We start from the raw sequence: 21,187 nt of genomic DNA, 5'->3' as shown, positions 1-21,187 counted from the left end.
AGTGGCTTGCAGCCACTTCGACAGCAGGCACACCTGATCGGCAGGCTGCCGCTGAAGCTACTTTTTCAACAGAATCGGCCATCAGCGGACGCAGGGAGGACTTTCCGCAACCGGCCGTTCGATGCGGCACCGATGGCCTTCGCGCAGGGGTAGTGAATCCGCCAGGATTGACTTGCGCTGCCCTACCTCTCACTAGTGAGGGGCGGCAGCGCATCAAGCGGTGAGCGCACTCCGGCACCGCCAACTTTCAGCACATGCGTGTAAATCATCGTCGTAGAGACGTCGGAATGGCCGAGCAGATCCTGCACGGTTCGAATGTCGTAACCGCTGCGGAGCAAGGCCGTCGCGAACGAGTGGCGGAGGGTGTGCGGTGTGGCGGGCTTCGTGATGCCTGCTTGTTCTACGGCACGTTTGAAGGCGCGCTGAAAGGTCTGGTCATACATGTGATGGCGACGCACGACACCGCTCCGTGGATCGGTCGAATGCGTGTGCTGCGCAAAAACCCAGAACCACGGCCAGGAATGCCCGGCGCGCGGATACTTCCGCTCAAGGGCGTCGGGAAGCGCAACGCCGCTGCGGCCCTCGGCCTGGTCCTTCAGCCACCATGCCCGTGCACGCGACAGCTGCTCGCGCAGGCTGGGTGCCAAGCTCTCGGGTAACATCAAGGCCCGATCCTTGGAGCCCTTGCCCTCCCGCACGATGATCGTGCCGTGATCGAAATCCAGATCCTTGACCCGCAGTTGCAAACCCTCACTGATCCGCATGCCCGTTCCATACAGAAGCTGGGCGAACAAACGATGCTCGCCTTCCAGAAAACCGAGGATGCGAACCACTTCATCCGGGGTCAGCACCACCGGCAAGCGCCGCGACGGCCGAGGTCTTCCGATCTCCTGAAGCCAGGGCAGATCCGTGCACAGCACCTTGCCGTAGAAGAACAGCAAGGCCGCCAATGCCTGACGATGCGTGGAGACCGAAACCTTGCGCTCGTTCGCCAGCCAGGACAGAAATGCCTCGACTTCGCTGCTGCCCAAGGTTGCCGGGTGACGCACACCGTGGAAACGGATGAAGGCACGAACCCAGTGGACATAAGCCTGTTCGGTTCGTAAGCTGTAATGCAAGTAGCGTATGCGCTCACGCAACTGGTCCAGAACCTTGACCGAACGCAGCGGTGGTAACGGCGCAGTGGCGGTTTTCATGGCTTGTTATGACTGTTTTTTTGTACAGTCTATGCCTCGGGCATCCAAGCAGCAAGCGCGTTACGCCGTGGGTCGATGTTTGATGTTATGGAGCAGCAACGATGTTACGCAGCAGGGCAGTCGCCCTAAAACAAAGTTAGAGCCAATCATGAAAACTCCGCCCCACCTTATTCCTGTGATGAACAACACGAAGTGGGATGAATTGCGCTTGGCTATGTATGAACTTGAACCAGCACCCGCGTGGCGCACAAAGTGCTGGGAAAACGGATTCGTCACCCCGTGGGATCGTGAGTGGTACTACCACTTTCGAGAAGGAGGGTACGAACTTACCGAATGGGTTGAAATTCGTACCGAATCAAATGAACAAAGGCATAGCGTGCTCTCTGTGCTCGACAGAGTCCATGTACCAACAGAAGAAATCTCAGATGGGTTTCGTGTGTATGGCTATATCCAACCAGGCCAGCAAATTGAGTATGCAAAGCTCTAACCCTACGCTCAAGTTCGCTCCCTTTGGTCGCTGGGACGCGCCTTCGGCGCGCCCCTTAGCTACATGTTGGGCGCACAATAAGGTTCCTCGCAGAGCTACTTGAAAGTTGTTACGATTCAAATTCAATCATGAGATAGTCAGCAGATGAACACTTCAAAGAACGCAGACAAGTAAGCCGCAGCAACCTTCATTTATCGGTTGTTGCGGCGTTCTCATGAATCTTTGTGCTCTGCGAGAGCGCCGCCAAATCCTTCGTTCAAGGAGATGGTTTCGTGCGCTCAAAGAACTTTAGTTGGCGGTACTCCCTTGCCGCCACGGTGTTGTTGTTATCACCGTTCGATTTACTGGCATCACTCGGCATGGATATGTACTTGCCGGCAGTGCCCTTCATGCCAAACGCACTTGGCACGACAACGAGTACAATTCAGCTTACGCTGACAACGTACTTGGTCATGATCGGTGCCGGTCAGCTCTTGTTTGGACCACTATCGGACCGACTAGGTCGCCGCCCCGTTCTATTGGGGGGTGGCCTCGCCTACGTTGTGGCGTCAATGGGCCTCGCTCTTACGTCGTCGGCTGAAGTCTTTCTGGGGCTTCGGATTCTTCAGGCTTGTGGTGCCTCGGCGTGCCTTGTTTCCACGTTTGCAACAGTACGTGACATTTACGCAGGTCGTGAGGAAAGTAACGTCATTTACGGCATACTCGGGTCCATGCTGGCCATGGTCCCGGCGATAGGCCCATTGCTGGGAGCACTCGTCGACACGTGGCTTGGGTGGCGGGCTATCTTTGCGTTTCTAGGTTTGGGCATGATCGCTGCATCTGCAGCAGCGTGGCGATTCTGGCCTGAAACCCGGGTGCAACGAGTTGCGGGCTTGCAATGGTCGCAGCTGCTACTCCCCATTAAGTGCCTGAACTTCTGGTTGTACACGTTGTGTTACACCGCTGGAATGGGTAGCTTTTTCGTCTTTTTCTCCATTGCGCCCGGGCTAATGATGGGCAGGCAAGGTGTGTCTCAGCTTGACTTCAGCCTGCTGTTCGCCACAGTGGCAATCGCCATGGTGTTTACGGCTCGTTTTATGGGGCGAGTGATACCCAAGTGGGGAAGTCCAAGTGTCTTGCGAATGGGAATGGGATGCCTGATAGCGGGAGCAGTATTGCTTGCCATCACCGAAATATGGGTTTCGCAGTCCGTGTTGGGCTTTATTGCTCCAATGTGGCTAGTGGGTGTTGGTGTCGCCACAGCGGTATCTGTGGCGCCCAATGGCGCTCTTCGAGGATTCGACCACGTTGCCGGAACGGTCACGGCAGTCTACTTCTGCTTGGGCGGTGTACTGCTAGGAAGCATCGGAACGTTGATCATTTGGCTGTTGCCGCGCAACACGGCTTGGCCGGTTGTCGTGTACTGTTTGACCCTTGCAACAGTCGTGCTTGGTCTGTCTTGTGTTTCCCGAGCGAAGGGCTTTCGCGGCCAGAGGGAGCATGATGTGGTCGCGCTACAAAATGCGGAAAGTACGTCAAATCCCAATCGCTGAAAGAATGTGGCAAGCTATCGCCCAACAAATCGCTGCAGCCGACCTAAAACCGCTACGCGGTTTCGGTCGGCTGAGCTCAGGCGTTAGCCACCAAGAAGGTGCCATGAAAACATTTGCCGCATATGTAATTATCGCGTGTCTTTCGAGTACGGCATTAGCTGGTTCAATTACAGAAAATACGTCTTGGAACAAAGAGTTCTCTGCCGAAGCCGTCAATGGTGTCTTCGTGCTTTGTAAAAGTAGCAGTAAATCCTGCGCTACCAATGACTTAGCTCGTGCATCAAAGGAATATCTTCCAGCATCAACATTTAAGATCCCCAACGCAATTATCGGCCTAGAAACTGGTGTCATAAAGAATGAGCATCAGGTTTTCAAATGGGACGGAAAGCCAAGAGCCATGAAGCAATGGGAAAGAGACTTGACCTTAAGAGGGGCAATACAAGTTTCAGCTGTTCCCGTATTTCAACAAATCGCCAGAGAAGTTGGCGAAGTAAGAATGCAGAAATACCTTAAAAACTTTTCCTATGGCAACCAGAATATCAGTGGTGGCATTGACAAATTCTGGTTGGAAGGCCAGCTTAGAATTTCCGCAGTTAATCAAGTGGAGTTTCTAGAGTCTCTATATTTAAATAAATTGTCAGCATCTAAAGAAAACCAGCTAATAGTAAAAGAGGCTTTGGTAACGGAGGCGGCACCTGAATATCTAGTGCATTCAAAAACTGGTTTTTCTGGTGTGGGAACTGAGTCAAATCCTGGTGTCGCATGGTGGGTTGGGTGGGTTGAGAAGGAGACAGAGGTTTACTTTTTCGCCTTTAACATGGATATAGACAACGAAAGTAAGTTGCCGCTAAGAAAATCCATTCCCACCAAAATCATGGAAAGTGAGGGCATCATTGGTGGCTAACAAGTCGCTCAAGGTCGCTCCCTGCGGTCGCTGGACAGTCCCAGTCGGCGCATGCTTCGCATTTTATGCGCCGCCTGTGCCTGCCCCTTAGCTCCAACGTTATGTGCTTTCTCTAAAACAAGCCAGATTCACTGAAACTTTCTTCTGGCTGGCCGCATCGGTCGTTTCGAATTAGCCACCTTTAAAATGCCGTTTTGATGCCTTATTTTGGCTAAAACGGGGTGTTTTAAGTTTCTGTTTTTATTGGTTTTGTTTTTGTTGAGAACTTTCAGGTAAATGATAGTCTTCAAATCAAATGTTTTTTGGAGCCACAGCATGGAAAAATCAAAGCAATTATATAATCAAGTGAACTTCTCACATCAGGACTTGCAAGAACATATCTTTAGCAATTGTACTTTTATACATTGTAATTTTAAGCGCTCAAACCTCCGAGATACACAGTTCATTAACTGTACTTTCATAGAGCAGGGGGCATTGGAAGGGTGCGATTTTTCTTATGCTGATCTTCGAGATGCTTCATTTAAAAACTGTCAGCTTTCAATGTCCCATTTTAAGGGGGCAAATTGCTTTGGTATTGAACTGAGAGATTGTGATCTTAAAGGAGCAAATTTTAGTCAAGTTAGTTTTGTAAATCAGGTTTCGAATAAAATGTACTTTTGTTCTGCATACATAACAGGTTGTAACTTATCCTATGCCAATTTTGAGCAGCAGCTTATTGAAAAATGTGACCTGTTCGAAAATAGATGGATTGGTGCAAATCTTCGAGGCGCTTCATTTAAAGAATCAGATTTAAGCCGTGGTGTTTTTTCGGAAGACTGCTGGGAACAGTTTAGAGTACAAGGCTGTGATTTAAGCCATTCAGAGCTTTATGGTTTAGATCCTCGAAAGATTGATCTTACGGGTGTAAAAATATGCTCGTGGCAACAGGAACAGTTACTGGAGCAATTAGGGGTAATCATTGTTCCTGACTAAGCGCAAGATTCGGCTACGCACATAACAAACGCTTTAAGACGGATTCGCAACGTTTGGCGGTTTTAGTTTGAATTGGCTTTTGTATTTACGGTGTAATAATTGAGTGTTGTGGTAGCGTTGCTCACCACTTAAGCGGGCGTTATGCAGCCAAATCCCAACAATTAAGGGTCTTAAAATGGTAAAAGATTGGATTCCCATCTCTCATGATAATTACAAGCAGGTGCAAGGACCGTTCTATCATGGAACCAAAGCCAATTTGGCGATTGGTGACTTGCTAACCACAGGGTTCATCTCTCATTTCGAGGACGGTCGTATTCTTAAGCACATCTACTTTTCAGCCTTGATGGAGCCAGCAGTTTGGGGAGCTGAACTTGCTATGTCACTGTCTGGCCTCGAGGGTCGCGGCTACATATACATAGTTGAGCCAACAGGACCGTTCGAAGACGATCCGAATCTTACGAACAAAAAATTTCCCGGTAATCCAACACAGTCCTATAGAACCTGCGAACCCTTGAGAATTGTTGGCGTTGTTGAAGACTGGGAGGGGCATCCTGTTGAATTAATAAGGGGAATGTTGGATTCGTTAGAGGACTTAAAGCGCCGTGGTTTACACGTCATTGAAGACTAGTCCTTTGCATAACAAAGCCATCAAACCGGACGCCAGAGATTCCGCGCCTGTTGCGCATGGCTTCGCCATTTTATGCGCAATAGGCGCGCCACCCTGTCGCCGTTTATGGCGGCGTTAGATGCACTAAGCACATAATTGCTCACAGCCAAACTATCAGGTCAAGTCTGCTTTTATTATTTTTAAGCGTGCATAATAAGCCCTACACAAATTGGGAGATATATCATGAAAGGCTGGCTTTTTCTTGTTATCGCAATAGTTGGCGAAGTAATCGCAACATCCGCATTAAAATCTAGCGAGGGCTTTACTAAGCTTGCCCCTTCCGCCGTTGTCATAATCGGTTATGGCATCGCATTTTATTTTCTTTCTCTGGTTCTGAAATCCATCCCTGTCGGTGTTGCTTATGCAGTCTGGTCGGGACTCGGCGTCGTCATAATTACAGCCATTGCCTGGTTGCTTCATGGGCAAAAGCTTGATGCGTGGGGCTTTGTAGGTATGGGGCTCATAATTGCTGCCTTTTTGCTCGCCCGATCCCCATCGTGGAAGTCGCTGCGGAGGCCGACGCCATGGTGACGGTGTTCGGCATTCTGAATCTCACCGAGGACTCCTTCTTCGATGAGAGCCGGCGGCTAGACCCCGCCGGCGCTGTCACCGCGGCGATCGAAATGCTGCGAGTCGGATCAGACGTCGTGGATGTCGGACCGGCCGCCAGCCATCCGGACGCGAGGCCTGTATCGCCGGCCGATGAGATCAGACGTATTGCGCCGCTCTTAGACGCCCTGTCCGATCAGATGCACCGTGTTTCAATCGACAGCTTCCAACCGGAAACCCAGCGCTATGCGCTCAAGCGCGGCGTGGGCTACCTGAACGATATCCAAGGATTTCCTGACCCTGCGCTCTATCCCGATATTGCTGAGGCGGACTGCAGGCTGGTGGTTATGCACTCAGCGCAGCGGGATGGCATCGCCACCCGCACCGGTCACCTTCGACCCGAAGACGCGCTCGACGAGATTGTGCGGTTCTTCGAGGCGCGGGTTTCCGCCTTGCGACGGAGCGGGGTCGCTGCCGACCGGCTCATCCTCGATCCGGGGATGGGATTTTTCTTGAGCCCCGCACCGGAAACATCGCTGCACGTGCTGTCGAACCTTCAAAAGCTGAAGTCGGCGTTGGGGCTTCCGCTATTGGTCTCGGTGTCGCGGAAATCCTTCTTGGGCGCCACCGTTGGCCTTCCTGTAAAGGATCTGGGTCCAGCGAGCCTTGCGGCGGAACTTCACGCGATCGGCAATGGCGCTGACTACGTCCGCACCCACGCGCCTGGAGATCTGCGAAGCGCAATCACCTTCTCGGAAACCCTCGCGAAATTTCGCAGTCGCGACGCCAGAGACCGAGGGTTAGATCATGCCTAGCATTCACCTTCCGGCCGCCCGCTAGCGGACCCTGGTCAGGTTCCGCGAAGGTGGGCGCAGACATGCTGGGCTCGTCAGGATCAAACTGCACTATGAGGCGGCGGTTCATACCGCGCCAGGGGAGCGAATGGACAGCGAGGAGCCTCCGAACGTTCGGGTCGCCTGCTCGGGTGATATCGACGAGGTTGTGCGGCTGATGCACGACGCTGCGGCGTGGATGTCCGCCAAGGGAACGCCCGCCTGGGACGTCGCGCGGATCGACCGGACATTCGCGGAGACCTTCGTCCTGAGATCCGAGCTCCTAGTCGCGAGTTGCAGCGACGGCATCGTCGGCTGTTGCACCTTGTCGGCCGAGGATCCCGAGTTCTGGCCCGACGCCCTCAAGGGGGAGGCCGCATATCTGCACAAGCTCGCGGTGCGACGGACACATGCGGGCCGGGGTGTCAGCTCCGCGCTGATCGAGGCTTGCCGCCATGCCGCGCGAACGCAGGGGTGCGCCAAGCTGCGGCTCGACTGCCACCCGAACCTGCGTGGCCTATACGAGCGGCTCGGATTCACCCACGTCGACACTTTCAATCCCGGCTGGGATCCAACCTTCATCGCAGAACGCCTAGAACTCGAAATCTAACGTCCGTTCGGGCATCGAGGTCCATGTCGGGGTGGGACGGGCCCGTGGCTTCAAGATCACTTGCAGTCCGACCGCGATGTCTTGGTTGCGCGAGAGGTTGTCGATATCCTCCACTTCCATCATCAACCCTGGATAATGCCGCCGCCGTCATCGCCGCCGACGCCCGTGCCGGGCTTTTCGGGCCTGTCAGGCTTGCTCGGCCTTCAGCCTGCCTGGGCGAGATCTCCGGCGGACGGATTAACGGCGGAGCTTCGCCGCCTTTCGTGCGTGTGAAGGCCGAAGATAGTTCTCTCAAAAACATCCGTTTATGAGAGATACCAAATGTCATTTTCAGAAGACGACTGCACCAGTTGATTGGGCGTAATGGCTGTTGTGCAGCCAGCTCCTGACAGTTCAATATCAGAAGTGATCTGCACCAATCTCGACTATGCTCAATACTCGTGTGGGCTCTGTTGCAAAAATCGTGAAGCTTGAGCATGCTTGGCGGAGATTGGACGGACGGAACGATGACGGATTTCAAGTGGCGCCATTTCCAGGGTGATGTGATCCTGTGGGCGGTGCGCTGGTATTGTCGCTATCCGATCAGCTATCGCGACCTTGAGGAAATGCTGGCGGAACGCGGCATTTCGGTCGACCATACGACGATCTATCGCTGGGTCCAGTGCTACGCCCCGGAGATGGAGAAGCGGCTGCGCTGGTTCTGGCGGCGTGGCTTTGATCCGAGCTGGCGCCTGGATGAAACCTACGTCAAGGTGCGGGGCAAGTGGACCTACCTGTACCGGGCAGTCGACAAGCGGGGCGACACGATCGATTTCTACCTGTCGCCGACCCGCAGCGCCAAGGCAGCGAAGCGGTTCCTGGGCAAGGCCCTGCGAGGCCTGAAGCACTGGGAAAAGCCTGCCACGCTCAATACCGACAAAGCGCCGAGCTATGGTGCAGCGATCACCGAATTGAAGCGCGAAGGAAAGCTGGACCGGGAGACGGCCCACCGGCAGGTGAAGTATCTCAATAACGTGATCGAGGCCGATCACGGAAAGCTCAAGATACTGATCAAGCCGGTGCGCGGTTTCAAATCGATCCCCACGGCCTATGCCACGATCAAGGGATTCGAAGTCATGCGAGCCCTGCGCAAAGGACAGGCTCGCCCCTGGTGCCTGCAGCCCGGCATCAGGGGCGAGGTGCGCCTTGTGGAGAGAGCTTTTGGCATTGGGCCCTCGGCGCTGACGGAGGCCATGGGCATGCTCAACCACCATTTCGCAGCAGCCGCCTGATCGGCGCAGAGCGACAGCCTACCTCTGACTGCCGCCAATCTTTGCAACAGAGCCTCCGTCGCCATGCTCACCTCGCTTTGGTGCACACGAGTATTGAGCATAGTCGAGATTGGTGCAGATCACTTCTGATATTGAACTGTCAGGAGCTGGCTGCACAACAGCCATTACGCCCAATCAACTGGTGCAGTCGTCTTCTGAAAATGACAGAAAAGATGCGGCCCTGCACTTGTCTGCAAAACCACCGTTTTCTTTACGCCCTCGGCATCACCTCAAAACCACCCCGGATCGGCTTGCTCAAGCGTAAGAAATGACGTAAAACAATCAACGTACACATAAGGTACGTTTTATGATCATTGGCTACGCACGAGTCAGCACTCAAGACCAGAATCCGCAGCTCCAGCTGGATGCGCTCGGAGTGGCCGGCTGTGAGCAGGTGTTCCATGAGAAGGCCACCGGCAAGCTGCGCGAGCGTGTCGAGCTGACCGCCTGTCTGCGATCCATGCGCAAGGGCGACACCCTGGTGGTCTGGAAGCTCGACCGGCTAGCCCGGTCGCTCAAGGATTTGGTCGAGATCATCCATGACCTCGACAAGCGCGAGATCGGCTTCCGCTCTCTCACCGAGTCGATAGACACGACGAGCGCAGGCGGCCGGCTGGTATTCCACCTGTTCGGCGCTCTGGCCGAGTTCGAGCATGCGCTGATTCAGGAGCGCACCAAGGCCGGACTGGCAGCAGCCCGAGCCAGGGGACGCAAGGGAGGCAGAAAGCCGTCCCTCTCCCCGACCGATGTCCGCAAGGCCGCTGCCATGCTGGCAGACCCGTTGATTACCAAGACCGAGGTTGCCAGCCACTTTGGCGTCTCTCGCGTCACCCTCAATGCCGCCCTGGCCCGTGATGGCTACAGCGGACTTCCTGGCACCGACAGCGGCGCAGCAGGGAAAACCACGAAACGCAGAAGCAAGGCAAAGGATCAAGCTGATGACCAGTGAAGAGTTCAAGAAGACGCTGTGGGATACAGCCAACAAGCTGCGCGGCTCGGTGTCGGCGGCTGAATACAAGTACCCCGTGCTGGGCTTGGTATTCCTCAAGTATGTGTCCGACCTGTACGACGCTCAGGCTGGGGTGATCCGGGAGCGCCTGGCCGACCCGTCATCGGAGCTGTACATCGAGGACGAGGAGCTGCGCGCCGAGAGCGCTGCCGTCTTCATCGAGGACAAGACCTTCTTCACTCAGGACAACGTGTTCTGGGTGCCGGCGGAGGCCAAGTTCAGCAAGCTGCTGGAGAAAGCGGCGGCAGCCGATTTCGCGCAGCAACTCGACAAGGCCATGGCGCTGATCGAGGCGGAGAACCCCAGCCTTAAAGGCGTGCTGTACCGCGAGTTCTCACGGCTGGAGCTGGAGCCTGGCAAGCTCGGCGAGCTGTTCCAGCTGATCGCCAAGCTGAAGTTCGACCCCAAGCAGCACGGCAGCCGGGATGTGTTCGGCGAGGTCTACGAATACTTCCTTGGCCAGTTCGCCTTGAACGAGGGTGCCCGTGCCGGCGAGTTCTACACGCCCAAGAGCCTGGTCACCCTGCTGGTGGAAATCCTCGCGCCGTTCAAGGGCACCATCTACGACCCGGCCTGCGGCTCAGGTGGGATGTTCGTGCAGTCGGCCAAGTTCAAGGATGCCCACGCCAAGCAACTGGGCTCCACGGGTGACCTGCCGATCTATGGTCAGGAGAAGATGGCCGAAACCCGCCGCCTGTGCCTGATGAACCTGGCTGTGCATGGCCTGGAAGGCAACATTGGCCAGACTTACGGCTCGACATTCACCAACGATCAGCACAAGACGCTGCGTGCCGACTACATCCTGGCCAACCCGCCGTTCAACATCTCAGATTGGGAGTCCGAGAAGCTGCAAGACGACCCGCGCTGGGTGCATGGCATTCCGCCCAAGGGCAATGCCAACTACGCCTGGTTGCAACACATGCTGGCCCGCCTCTCCAGTCGCGGTCGCGCGGGCGTCGTGCTGGCGAATGGCTCGATGTCTTCGCAGCAGTCCGCCGAGAGCGAGATTCGCCAGGACATGATCATCAAGGATGTAGTGGAGTGCATGGTCGCCCTGCCAGGGCAGCTGTTCTCCAACACCCAGATTCCCGCGTGCCTATGGTTCCTCTCCAAGGACAAGCGTATAGGCCCGAACGGCAAGACCGATCGCAGCAACCAGATTCTCTTCATCGACGCTCGCAAGGCAGCCTCCAGCCGCATCTCGCGTACCCAGGTCGAGTTCACTGACGCTGACATGACGCGCATCGCACAGACCTACCACCGCTGGCGGAATACTGTGTTCAGCGATGGGGAGCCCTACGAGGATGTGCCGGGCTTCTGCTACTCGGCCAGCTATGAAGATGTGCAAAAGCATGGCTTCTTGCTGACGCCGGGCCGTTATGTCGGTGCCGAGGAGGTGGAAGGTGATGACGAGCCTTTCGGTGAGAAGATGGACCGTCTGACCGAGCAGCTTGTTTCTCAGATTGCTGAGCGTAACGCGATTGAGCAGGTGATCCTGCAACGGCTGAAGGGGATGGGCTATGAGTTCTGAGTGGCAATCCACAACCCTTGGTGCGATCTGTAACGCTCAGGGGGGAGCAATTCAGACTGGTCCTTTCGGTAGTCAGCTCCACACCTCAGATTATAAAGAGCATGGCGTGCCTGTCGTTATGCCTACCAATATTGGTGATGGCGGAATTAGTGAGATCGGAATTGCCAGGGTTGATGACTCAGACGTTGAAAGGCTTTCTCAGCACAAGCTCCGCTTGGGTGATATTGTCTTCAGTCGTCGTGGTGATGTGACTAAAAATGCACTAATTCAGCCACATGAAGTGGGCTGGTTATGCGGTACTGGGTGCCTAAAAGTTAGGGTTGGCGAGAGGCGCATCGCGGATGAACGATTCATCTCTTACCACCTGCGCTCTCCTGGAACAAAGGAGTGGTTAGTTCGCCATGCGGTGGGCGCGACGATGCCAAACTTGAATACAGGCATACTTGCTTCAGTCCCCATCATGCTTCCTCCATTGAACGCTCAGCTCAGAATCGGAGAGATTCTTGGCTCGCTGGATGATTGCATTGCCATCCTGCGCGAAACCAACGCCACCCTGGAGGTCATGGCCCAAGCCATCTTCAAGTCGTGGTTCGTCGATTTCGACCCCGTGCGTGCCAAGGCGGAAGGTCGCCAGCCGGAGCGTATGGACGGAGCTACGGCAGCGCTTTTCCCGGATAGCTTCGAGGACTCTGAACTTGGAGATGTGCCAGCGGGATGGAGTGTTTTTCCTATTGGGGAATTGGTCAAGTGTGTTGGAGGAGCAACTCCTAGCACAAAGAATGGTGAGTTCTGGGAGCCTGCAGAATTTGCCTGGACCACCCCTAAGGACTTATCAGGTTTGCAGTCACCTATTCTTCACAAGACGGAGAAGATGGTTTCCTCGAAAGGTGTTCTAAAAATCAGCTCTGGACTTCTTCCGGCCGGGACGCTGCTTATGTCATCTAGGGCGCCGATTGGATATCTTGCTATTTCATCTATTGATGTTGCAGTAAATCAGGGGTACATAGCAATTCCACCCGGCGGCAAACTATCGCCACTCTACCTGCTGCACTGGTGCAGACAAAACATGGAATTAATCAAAAGCCATGCAAACGGGTCAACATTTATGGAGATAAGCAAGAAGGCATTCCGTCCGCTTCCTGCCTTGCTGCCTTCCGTAGAAGTTCTGGCAGAGTTTACCAAGATAGTAAGTCCGATTTTTGAAAGCATTGCGGCAAATGATCGTCAGATTAATTTGCTGGCAGAGATCCGCGACACCCTGCTGCCCAAGCTGATTTCCGGCGAGATTCGTCTTCCCGAAGCCGAGTCCATTGTCGGGAGTGCTGTGCATGCATGACTACCCTCTCCATGCTGTGGAAACTGACGTGCTGCTTCACGAGGGCGATCTGCTCGTGGAGCTGGCTCGTCGGCCGGGCGTCGATATCCTGCCGCTGCTCAAGGGCAGGCTTGCCGGCCTGCTCAAGCCGGGGATCGCCTCGATCAGCATTGCCGACGATGGCCTGGTCCGGGTGCTGAGCACTGAGCTGGATCTCCGCGAATGTGGCGGCGAGCCACCGTTCGCAAGCATGCAGCCTGTACAGCGCACGGCACTGAATCTCTTCGAGGCGGTGACGATGCCACGCAGCGTGAGATCAGCGATTGACCCAGACCCAGGCCTCAGCCCCGCGATGCTTGAATGGGCCGTGCAGGCCTGCCTGGAGCCGTCCGTGGCCATGTCGTTGCGACTGGTCAATGAGTCGGCCCTGCCGCTGCTGGAGGCTTACAGCGCAGCGGATGAGCTGGAGGCTGAGCTGGATGAGCACAAGACTGCCGTCAAGCTGCTGCTCGACATGGGTAATGCCTTTGCCGGGCTGCTGCTGCCCACGCTGGATCGCAAGGTCATCGAGGCCTCGATTCAGAAGTTGAGCGGAATGCCGCCCTTTGGCTTCATTGACGGCTGCGATTCCTACTGGGCGGAAATCTGTGCACTCGACACAGGTTTCATGTTCGCGGAGCAGGTCACTGCCGATGTGCGGGCCAAGGTCGAGGAAGCGCTGGCGGAGCTAAGCGCAGAAGAGCGCCTGGCACTCCTGCTGAGCAAGCAGGACGGCGATGACTGGCTGCATGACCGCATCGGGGACCAAAACACGCCGGAGCACATCCAGCTTCTTGAGCAGTACCTGGATACCGACCTGCTGCTGAGCGATCTGGTCGAAGGCATTCTTCATGAGGCCGCCAGCCAGGGCGCTCTGCGAGCCTCTGGGCAAGGCGAATTGTTTTCCTAGGGTGATCCTGCAACCATCAGCACTTTGCCATTCGGCGCCCGCTGTAGAGCCTCTGGCCGCAGGGGGCGCTATCTGCCGAAGGACGATGTGCGGGAATGAACGAAAACCATCTGGAGCAAGCGTGCCTGGGGTGGCTGGAGAGCCTGGAGTTCACCAGCCTGAAAGGCGAAGTCGTCTCCCCAGGCGGCACGGAAGGCGGGCGCGAGAAGTATTCCGAGGTGGTGCTGCAAAACCGCCTGCGCGATGCCATCGAAAGACTGAACCCTGGGATCAGCAGTGCGGAAGCAGATGCCGCGGTTTCCAGGTTGGCCCTCTACAGCGCGCAGTCGATGGTGGACGGCAACCGAGAGGTCTACAGCTGGATACGCGATGGCGTACCTGTCGAGCGCATCGAGAGTGATGGGACGCGAACCTTCCCACGGGTTCAGGTGATCGACTTTGCCGGCCCGAACGACCTGCTGGCTGTTCAGCAGTTCACTGTGCATGGTCAGCAGGTCAGGCGGCCGGATGTCGTTCTGTTCGTGAATGGCCTGCCGCTGGTGGTGATCGAGCTGAAGAATCCGGCCGACCCGAACGCCGATATCCTGTCGGCCTTCAATCAGATTCAGACCTACAAGACCGACATCCCGCAGCTGTTCTATTTCAACCTGCTCAACATCATTTCCGATGGCGTCGTGGCCCGTTACGGCTCGCTGACGGCCGACTTCAACCGCTTCTCGCGCTGGCGACTGCTCGATGATGAAGTCGCGCCCAAGTCGCTGCTGGAGCTGGAAGTGATGGTGCGCGGTCTGCTCAACGCCGAGACGCTGATGACGTTCTTCCGGGGCTTCGTCGCCTACGGCGGCACCGATGGTGGCACGTCCTTCAAGATCATTGCCCAGTGGCACCAGTACAGCGGTGTGCTCAAGGCCGTAGAGCGTGCAGTCGGCGCGCTGCTGGAGCGCCATGATGGCAAGGGCGGTGTGATCTGGTTTACCCAGGGCTCCGGTAAGTCGCTGCTGGCACTGTTCTATGTGATGGCGCTGCGCGACAGGCCGGAGTTCAAGAACCCCACAGTCGTGCTGGTAACCGACCGTAACGACCTGGATGGGCAACTCTTCGAGACCTTCGCTGACTGTAGGTGGTCTCTGCGAGCTACGCCCAAGCAGGCCGATAGCCGCGACGAGCTGCGCGATATGCTTTCGTCTGTCGAGGCTGGTGGCGTCTTCTTCACCACGATCAACAAGTTTGCCCCGGAGCGCGGTCAGACCAGCGTTCCCGAGCTGTGCGGACGCTCCAACGTGATCGTGATCGCTGACGAGGCGCACCGTACCCAGTACGGCTTCAAGGCCTCGCTGGATACCAAGAGCGGCACCACCAAGTACGGCCTGGCCAAGTACATGCGCGATGCGCTGCCCAAGGCCATTTACCTGGGCATGACCGGCACCCCCGTCAGCGACGATGACCGCGACACCGAAGAGGTGTTCGGTAGCTGCGTTGATATCTACGACATGATCGCTGCCCAGGAAGACGAGGCCGTCGTTCCGGTCAGCTACGAGTCGCGGATCATCGAGCTGCGCTTCAACGAGGCCGAAAAGCAGGATCTCTTGGAGGAATTCCTGGAGGCGACCGAGACAGAGGACGAGAGCGAGCAGAACAAGACGGCCAGCCGCCTGACACGGCTGGAAGCACTGGCCATGGCCGATGGCCGGCTCACAACCTTGGCTGAGGATTTCGTCGCGCACTGGGAGGCTCGCAAGGAGGCCATTGCCGGCAAGGCCATGGTGGTTGCCATCTCGCGTGAGGCGGCCGTTCGCCTGTTCGAGGAAATCGTGGAGCTGCGTCCCGAGTGGGAGGGCAATGACCTCAACTCCGGGCGGATCAAGATCATCATGACTGGCTCCTCTGCTGATCCCGAGGAGTACCAGAAGCACCGGACGAACAAAGCTCAGCGAAAGCAGCTGGAAAAGCGCTTCAAGGACGAGAATGACCCCTTGGAAATCGTCATTGTCCGCGACATGTGGCTGACCGGCTTCGATGCTCCGCCCGTCCACACGCTGTACGTTGACAAGCCGATGCAGGGACATGGACTGATGCAGGCCATCGCTCGTACCAACCGTATCTGGAAGGACAAGCCGGGTGGCTTGGTGGTGGACTACATCGGCATCGGGCATGAGCTGCGCGAGGCCATCAGGCGTTACACCAAGGCTACTGGCGATGACCGCGAGCCTGTCGATATCAGCGGCCAGGCCCTCAAAATCCTGCTCGACACCCTGGACGTGATCCGCCGCGAGTTCTTCGCCAAGTTCGACTACAGCGGCTTTGAGGACCCTCTGAAGGCCCTGGCGCTGCTTGGCGGCGCAATGGAGCATCTGATCAAGCTCAACCCGGAAGCTGACGAGAAGGGCCGCAACAAGGGCGTGCGGGCCTATCTGGATCAGGTCGTCAAGCTCACCAAGGCACAGGCCCTGGCTGGCACATCGGCGCAGGCGATGGCGGTACGCGAAGAGATCGCCTTCTTCCAGGCTGTGCGTGTTTGCCTGATGAAGCTGACCCGCTCCGGTGAGACCCGCTCCCAACTGGAAAAGGAGGCTGCTCTGCGTCAGCTCGTGGCCAAAGGGGTGCTGGTCGATGGGGTCAAGGACATCTTCGCCACGCTGGGCATGAGCAAACCTGACATCTCGCTGTTGGACGAGGATTTCCTAGCGCAGATTCGGAAAATGCCAACCAAGAACTTGGCCGCTGAGCTGCTGAGCCGCTTGGTGGCCGATCAGGTCAAGGCGCGGGGGCAGAAGAACGCTACCCAGGCGAAGCAGTTCACCAAGCGCCTGGAAGAGGCGATCAACCGCTACCAGACCCGTGGTCTGACGACCGCCGAAGTCATCGAGGAGCTGATCAAGCTCGCCCAAGAGATCAACTCGGCCAAGCCCCCGGAGGGCCTGAGCGAGGAAGAGTTCGCGTTCTACCAGGCGCTTTCCGAGAACGAGTCGGCGGTTCGCGAGCTGGGGCATCCGGTGTTGAAAGCACTGGCCCTGGAGCTAACCGACAAGCTGCGGAAGTCGGCCACGATCAACTGGCAGAACCGCCAGTCGGCACGAGCGAGAATGCTGGCGATGGTCAAGGTACTGCTGGCCAAGCATCGCTACCCGCCGGACAAGGCGCTTGAGGCGACCGAGAAAGTGATTGCGCAGGCTGAGCTGTTGGCCGATGCCTGGGCATTCGAGCATCCCTGACTGCCATGCCAATCCTTTGCTATGAAATCACGGGTTCGGCATCCCCGAACCCGCGCAGTACAACTGGGGCCGAGGACGGCCAGCTCTCCGCAGTTCTCAAGGTTGATCACGAAGCAGCCACCGCGCAGGTCTACTCTGAGCTTGTGGCGAATCGCCTGGCGATGTTTCTTGGCATTCCTGTGGTTGTTGGCGTGCCTGCGCGTGCTGCCACGGATGAGCGCCTGCGCTTTGCTGCCTTGCGCGCAGCGGAAGCCAGCCTGAACGTGTACGACTTCACCGATGACGATCACGCTGACCCGGATGCGGACGAGTATGCCGAGGTGGTTTTACCTGAGGGCATGCACACCCAGTCTGGGCATGCCTACGCCATCAAGAGCCTATGCGAGAAGTACCCGTTGGAGACTGCACAGATTGCCGTGTTCGACCTCTGGATCGGCAATGAAGATCGAGCGCTCAACTTCAAGGCCGAGCTGTCCAATCAGGACCGTGGAGTCATTTTCGCACTGGATCAGGGATCGTCTCTGCTGGCGTGTCGCCGAGGAATTGACGAGTCTCTCGTCTGCCTGGAGCGCGACGATCAGCCGACTTTCCATCCATTCCAGAAGCTGGTCAACGCCCGTTACTGCGGTGCGATGGTCGAGCGGATCATGTCCATGCCGGACTGGGCGATCCTATCTGCAACGACCTATGACGACACCGTAGGCAACGTGATGCTGCATGAGCAGTTCGCCACCTATGAAGTGCTACTGCGGCGGAAAAAGCTTCTGGGCGATCTCGTCGATCGGGTACTGCTCTGACCAGAGGCGGGCCAAGGTCCGCTTGTAAGCTGCGGGGAGACGTTTGACCTGTAGTTCCACCTGACGCGCCTCTCGCTGGCTGGGAAAGGGCTTGGCGGCGATGAGCCCTTGCGGTGAGTCGAGCTTTGTGAACAGCGCGCCCTGACCCTTCTGGTGGGCCAGGATGCGCTGATCCAGGCAGGGGGTGACCCCTGTATAGATCCGCTTGCTACGACATTCCAGCATGTAGACGAACCATGTTGCGTCAGTCATCGGCTGTGCCCAGGATGTGCTTGTTACGCTTCTTGATGAACTCAGGGTCAAGGCGGCAATGAATGTCGGTGGACAGCAGCTTTTCCAGTTGCACGATGTGCGGCATCGAAACGCCCATGGCGTGGTGCAGTGTTATGCGATCAAGGTGTCCACGCATCATTGCCGAGAAAATGGCTGAGTTACGCAGGATTCGTGTTTTTCCTTGGAACGTCCTGTCAATGAAATTTGCTTGTGCCGGAATGTGTCTGGCAAACAGCTTTATCAGTGAGCGCTCTTTGGATGGGGTTTCTGCCCAGTCTGGCTTTATTTCAGAAAGGACTCCAAGGAGTATCTTTTCGATGCTCTTGGGGACGGAAAGCCAAGCCTGAGCAGGCTTGATCACGACGTGGCCATCGTCGTGCATTTCAACGCAGTCAAGGTTGAGCTTCAAGGCTGCGGTAGCTGTCATTCCCATTCGACACACAAGCCATGCAGCAAGGTACTCGGCGTCCGTTGTACGTGAGCGGATCTCTGCGAGAAATCGAGAAAGCTCTTCGGGCATCATCAGCTGAAAGTTGTAAGGTGGCTTGGTGGAAGGCTTTGACTTTTTCCTGCCTCGGCCATCTTGGAACTTTTGTCGGGTGTCAATGAATCGATAGAATCGTAGTATCGGTCTGATTTCTTCTTTGGAGCATTTTTCAAAAAATACCACGATGTCTCGTTTTTTGACCGCATCCCAATCGGTGACGCCATTGGAATGAAGGTAATGTGCGAGGCGTATCGGTCCTCCCAAGGCTCTGGCTGCATACTTTTCAGAACGAGAGTGGCCTTTCTCTGTGAGAATTTTATAGCGTCTTTCGAGGTTTTTTTTGTAGGCGTTAAGTTTTCCTCGGAGCCCTTCGGGAAGCTCTTCAGAAATTGATCTGTCCCTAAGTGGGGCTCTTATTTCTGTGGGTGGCAAGAGGGAAATCTGCTTTGCCAGATATACCGACAGCTCTGTTGATGCTCGGTTGATCAAGATGTGCCGCTCTTCGGGGAGCAGCGAGGCAAGATAGTCTTGAACTTTGGTTTCAGACTGATCCTGTGCGTGGCCAAGACCGGCCAGTAGGCTGATGAAGTGCATCATTTCATGCCCCGAGTGTTTCCGGGAGCGCAGAGACTCTACACACAATTTCAGCAGGCTGCCGTCAGGTTGATTACCCCAGCATTCGCTTGGGCGTTCTACATTGGAGCGCATGCAGTGGTCAGGGGCAGGGCCGTGCCACGCCGCTCGCTGAAAGCGACCAGCGCAAAGCTTGCAGTCCACGATAAGCGGCGGACGCTTAGTCGTTCTTGATTTTTCCTGCATGGAGGTGCGATACCTTCGGGCCTACAATGTCTTCTAGATTTTCGGGCTGTTTCCCACGGATTGACTTGGTGCGCTTGCCTTCCTTCGATGTGGAGATGGCTGTATCGGCGGGTCTCTCCTCCGTGGTGTCGCTGCCTAGCCTTTGGAGTCGAATGACGCCGTATCTGAACGGTTGCAGGCGGCTTCTAAGCTCTTCAACAAAATCCTCCGAGGCCTCGGTGACATTGGTTTCAAACAGATCTCCAGGAAGGCACTGCAACTCATTGCAGATCGCTTCTATCATCGAAAGGCTCAGCGATACATCGTCGGATCGGAACTTTCGGCTGAGAGCGGTTCTGGTGATTGGCCATCCTTGGTTTTCAGTGAGCCGCTGAGCCATTTCCTCGAAGGTGTTTATGCCTGAGTCTTTCATCAGGACTTCCAGGCGATTACCCAGCTTGATCTTCATTTCTTATCAATCCTCGTCATCAAAAAAGCTGCTAAACAACGTAAGCGGGGCATTCGCCTCGTTAGCGGCATCCAGCGGCGCTGGGTGGTAGTACCCCAGTGTTGTATAGAGATTTTTGTGTCTCATGTATTTTTGCGCTACTTCTGCGGAGAATACGCCGACCATGTTCGTGCAGCCGGTATGTCTGAGAATGTGTGGCGTCAGTTTGTGGTGCGTGAGACCTGCCTTGACTGCCAAGCTGTTCAGGCGGTTGCGGAAAGCGTTGGGGTCGATGACGCCACCACGCTCGCTTGGGAATAGGAGGTTGGCAGTCGCATACTCTTTGTCGTCGTAGTGGCAAAGTCCGTTTCCAGAGCCCTTCCGGCGGAGGAGGATTTTTTGCCGTATGTTCGCCAGATACCACATGAGCAGTTCATAGATCTCAGGCTCACGCATGGGGATAGTGCCTGTAGCGTCATTTTTCCCGGTGATGGTGAGCGTTCCAAAGTTCTGGAAGGCCTTCATTCTGGGGTCGTGGCTGGCCTTGAAGTCATGCAGCTGAATAGTGACCAGTTCGGATACGCGCAGAGCAAAATGGATTGCGAGGTGAAACATCACACGGTCACGCTGCAGCGGTAGTAGCGACTTGCTACGGGCCGCATGTGCAGCCTTTATGTCGAAGATAAATTGTTGATCGATAGCATCAATTTCAACGGGTGTCAGAGCCCAGGCCTTGGGCCGGGCGGCATTCGATTTGTGCCGCTTGACGGCGATGCCGTTTTCCTCAGTGACGAACTTGATCGGGCGAACCTTGAAGGTTGCCTGGATTTCGTTGATCCGCTCCATGTCGAGCATATAGGCCTGGAAGGAACGCCAACCAGCACAGTAGACGGCCACCGTGGAGGGAGCCAGTTGCTGGCCGTCCTTGCTCATGCGCGACTCGAAGAAGCGAGTGACGTGGACGGGCTTGAGTTCCCAAGGGGCTACGTGAGCGTGGTTCAGCAAGCGGAAAAGATTGGAGGAGTGGCACTCGACGCTTTTTTTCTTCAGCCCGTCCAAGTGGAGGAGCTGGGCCTCCCAGTCACGGATCAGGTTGGTAGCGTAAACCAGTGCTTCGCCGCCCAAGAAGCTCAGGCTACGGGCGTTGCCGGTTGTCCGGCCACTTTGCTTAGTGGCTGAACTATTGGCTGTGCGGTCCAGGTTCGCTACGTTCTTCATGTGCACAAAAGTAGCTCAAATGGTTCGTTCGTGCAATATTTGCACGCATAAATTTTAGCCCAGCTCGACTCATCGCATAGATTCTGGGAA

The 21,187-nt window shown here is 55.9% G+C and carries 20 protein-coding genes; 15 read left to right on the top strand and 5 right to left on the bottom strand.

Annotated features, from left to right (window positions below):
* Positions 1–182 precede the first annotated feature (182 nt).
* Entirely contained in the window at positions 183–1,196 is a 1,014-nt protein-coding gene (gene intI1 / locus CYD26_RS22030; protein ID WP_000845048.1) for a class 1 integron integrase IntI1, read from the bottom strand.
* A gap of 148 nt (positions 1,197–1,344) precedes the next feature.
* On the opposite strand from intI1, the gene CYD26_RS22025 reads away from it, so the two are divergent.
* From CYD26_RS22025 to CYD26_RS21935, 15 genes are all read left to right on the top strand, one after another.
* On the top strand, positions 1,345–1,683 hold the full coding sequence (locus CYD26_RS22025; protein WP_212633298.1) for a DUF6678 family protein: 339 nt from the start codon (positions 1,345–1,347) through the stop codon (positions 1,681–1,683).
* Between the two features lie 272 nt (positions 1,684–1,955).
* Positions 1,956–3,215, top strand: a complete 1,260-nt coding sequence (locus CYD26_RS22020) for a chloramphenicol efflux MFS transporter CmlA8 (RefSeq protein WP_032492104.1) — start codon at positions 1,956–1,958, stop codon at positions 3,213–3,215.
* Positions 3,216–3,318: 103 nt separating this feature from the next.
* Positions 3,319–4,119 (top strand): OXA-10 family class D beta-lactamase OXA-246, encoded by an 801-nt coding sequence (locus CYD26_RS22015; protein ID WP_063862394.1) that lies wholly within the window; start codon positions 3,319–3,321, stop codon positions 4,117–4,119.
* Between the two features lie 315 nt (positions 4,120–4,434).
* A complete protein-coding gene (locus tag CYD26_RS22010) occupies positions 4,435–5,091 on the top strand; it encodes a quinolone resistance pentapeptide repeat protein QnrVC1 (RefSeq protein WP_000415714.1) in 657 nt (218 codons plus the stop codon).
* A gap of 175 nt (positions 5,092–5,266) precedes the next feature.
* Positions 5,267–5,719: an NAD(+)--rifampin ADP-ribosyltransferase Arr-2 gene (locus CYD26_RS22005; protein ID WP_000237816.1), complete on the top strand. Its 453-nt coding sequence runs from the start codon at positions 5,267–5,269 to the stop codon at positions 5,717–5,719.
* A 222-nt stretch (positions 5,720–5,941) separates the two neighbouring features.
* A complete protein-coding gene (locus tag CYD26_RS22000; RefSeq protein ID WP_000679427.1) occupies positions 5,942–6,289 on the top strand; it encodes a quaternary ammonium compound efflux SMR transporter QacE delta 1 in 348 nt (115 codons plus the stop codon).
* Positions 6,283–7,122, top strand: coding sequence for a sulfonamide-resistant dihydropteroate synthase Sul1 (sul1, locus tag CYD26_RS21995; RefSeq protein WP_000259031.1), 840 nt, complete (start codon positions 6,283–6,285; stop codon positions 7,120–7,122). The genes CYD26_RS22000 and sul1 overlap by 7 nt, the downstream gene beginning before the upstream one ends.
* Before the next feature lie 127 nt (positions 7,123–7,249).
* Positions 7,250–7,750 (top strand): GNAT family N-acetyltransferase, encoded by a 501-nt coding sequence (locus tag CYD26_RS21985; RefSeq protein ID WP_000376623.1) that lies wholly within the window; start codon positions 7,250–7,252, stop codon positions 7,748–7,750.
* Positions 7,751–8,256: 506 nt separating this feature from the next.
* A complete protein-coding gene (locus tag CYD26_RS21975) occupies positions 8,257–9,021 on the top strand; it encodes an IS6-like element IS6100 family transposase (RefSeq protein ID WP_001389365.1) in 765 nt (254 codons plus the stop codon).
* A 346-nt stretch (positions 9,022–9,367) separates the two neighbouring features.
* A complete protein-coding gene (locus tag CYD26_RS21960; RefSeq protein WP_003148687.1) occupies positions 9,368–10,009 on the top strand; it encodes a recombinase family protein in 642 nt (213 codons plus the stop codon).
* Positions 9,999–11,600: a class I SAM-dependent DNA methyltransferase gene (locus CYD26_RS21955; protein WP_102053653.1), complete on the top strand. Its 1,602-nt coding sequence runs from the start codon at positions 9,999–10,001 to the stop codon at positions 11,598–11,600. The genes CYD26_RS21960 and CYD26_RS21955 overlap by 11 nt, the downstream gene beginning before the upstream one ends.
* Positions 11,590–12,936 (top strand): restriction endonuclease subunit S, encoded by a 1,347-nt coding sequence (locus CYD26_RS21950; protein ID WP_102053652.1) that lies wholly within the window; start codon positions 11,590–11,592, stop codon positions 12,934–12,936. Before CYD26_RS21955 ends, CYD26_RS21950 begins: the two co-directional genes overlap by 11 nt.
* Positions 12,929–13,864, top strand: coding sequence for a hypothetical protein (locus CYD26_RS21945; RefSeq protein WP_102053651.1), 936 nt, complete (start codon positions 12,929–12,931; stop codon positions 13,862–13,864). The genes CYD26_RS21950 and CYD26_RS21945 overlap by 8 nt, the downstream gene beginning before the upstream one ends.
* A gap of 95 nt (positions 13,865–13,959) precedes the next feature.
* Complete coding sequence (locus CYD26_RS21940; protein WP_102053650.1) at positions 13,960–17,076, top strand: type I restriction endonuclease subunit R; 3,117 nt, start codon at positions 13,960–13,962, stop codon at positions 17,074–17,076.
* A gap of 5 nt (positions 17,077–17,081) precedes the next feature.
* On the top strand, positions 17,082–17,873 hold the full coding sequence (locus tag CYD26_RS21935) for a hypothetical protein (protein ID WP_042855636.1): 792 nt from the start codon (positions 17,082–17,084) through the stop codon (positions 17,871–17,873).
* Here CYD26_RS21935 and CYD26_RS21930 read toward each other — a convergent pair.
* Genes CYD26_RS21930 through CYD26_RS21915 form a run of 4 tightly spaced genes read right to left on the bottom strand, consistent with a single transcriptional unit; the run spans position 17,820 to position 21,097 of the window.
* A complete protein-coding gene (locus CYD26_RS21930) occupies positions 17,820–18,125 on the bottom strand; it encodes a GIY-YIG nuclease family protein (protein WP_071567699.1) in 306 nt (101 codons plus the stop codon). The genes CYD26_RS21935 and CYD26_RS21930 overlap by 54 nt on opposite strands.
* Positions 18,118–19,452, bottom strand: coding sequence for a hypothetical protein (locus CYD26_RS21925; RefSeq protein WP_145991811.1), 1,335 nt, complete (start codon positions 19,450–19,452; stop codon positions 18,118–18,120). Before CYD26_RS21925 ends, CYD26_RS21930 begins: the two co-directional genes overlap by 8 nt.
* Entirely contained in the window at positions 19,427–19,900 is a 474-nt protein-coding gene (locus tag CYD26_RS21920) for a helix-turn-helix transcriptional regulator (RefSeq protein ID WP_003148665.1), read from the bottom strand. The genes CYD26_RS21925 and CYD26_RS21920 overlap by 26 nt, the downstream gene beginning before the upstream one ends.
* A gap of 6 nt (positions 19,901–19,906) precedes the next feature.
* Positions 19,907–21,097 (bottom strand): tyrosine-type recombinase/integrase, encoded by a 1,191-nt coding sequence (locus CYD26_RS21915; protein ID WP_023442562.1) that lies wholly within the window; start codon positions 21,095–21,097, stop codon positions 19,907–19,909.
* Positions 21,098–21,187 lie beyond the last annotated feature (90 nt).

The organism is Pseudomonas sp. FFUP_PS_473 (assembly GCF_002858665.1).
Classification (GTDB): Bacteria; Pseudomonadota; Gammaproteobacteria; order Pseudomonadales; family Pseudomonadaceae; genus Aquipseudomonas; species Aquipseudomonas defluvii.
The sequence above is the reverse complement of the archived record's forward strand: the minus strand, read 5'-3'. Positions and strand labels throughout refer to the sequence as shown.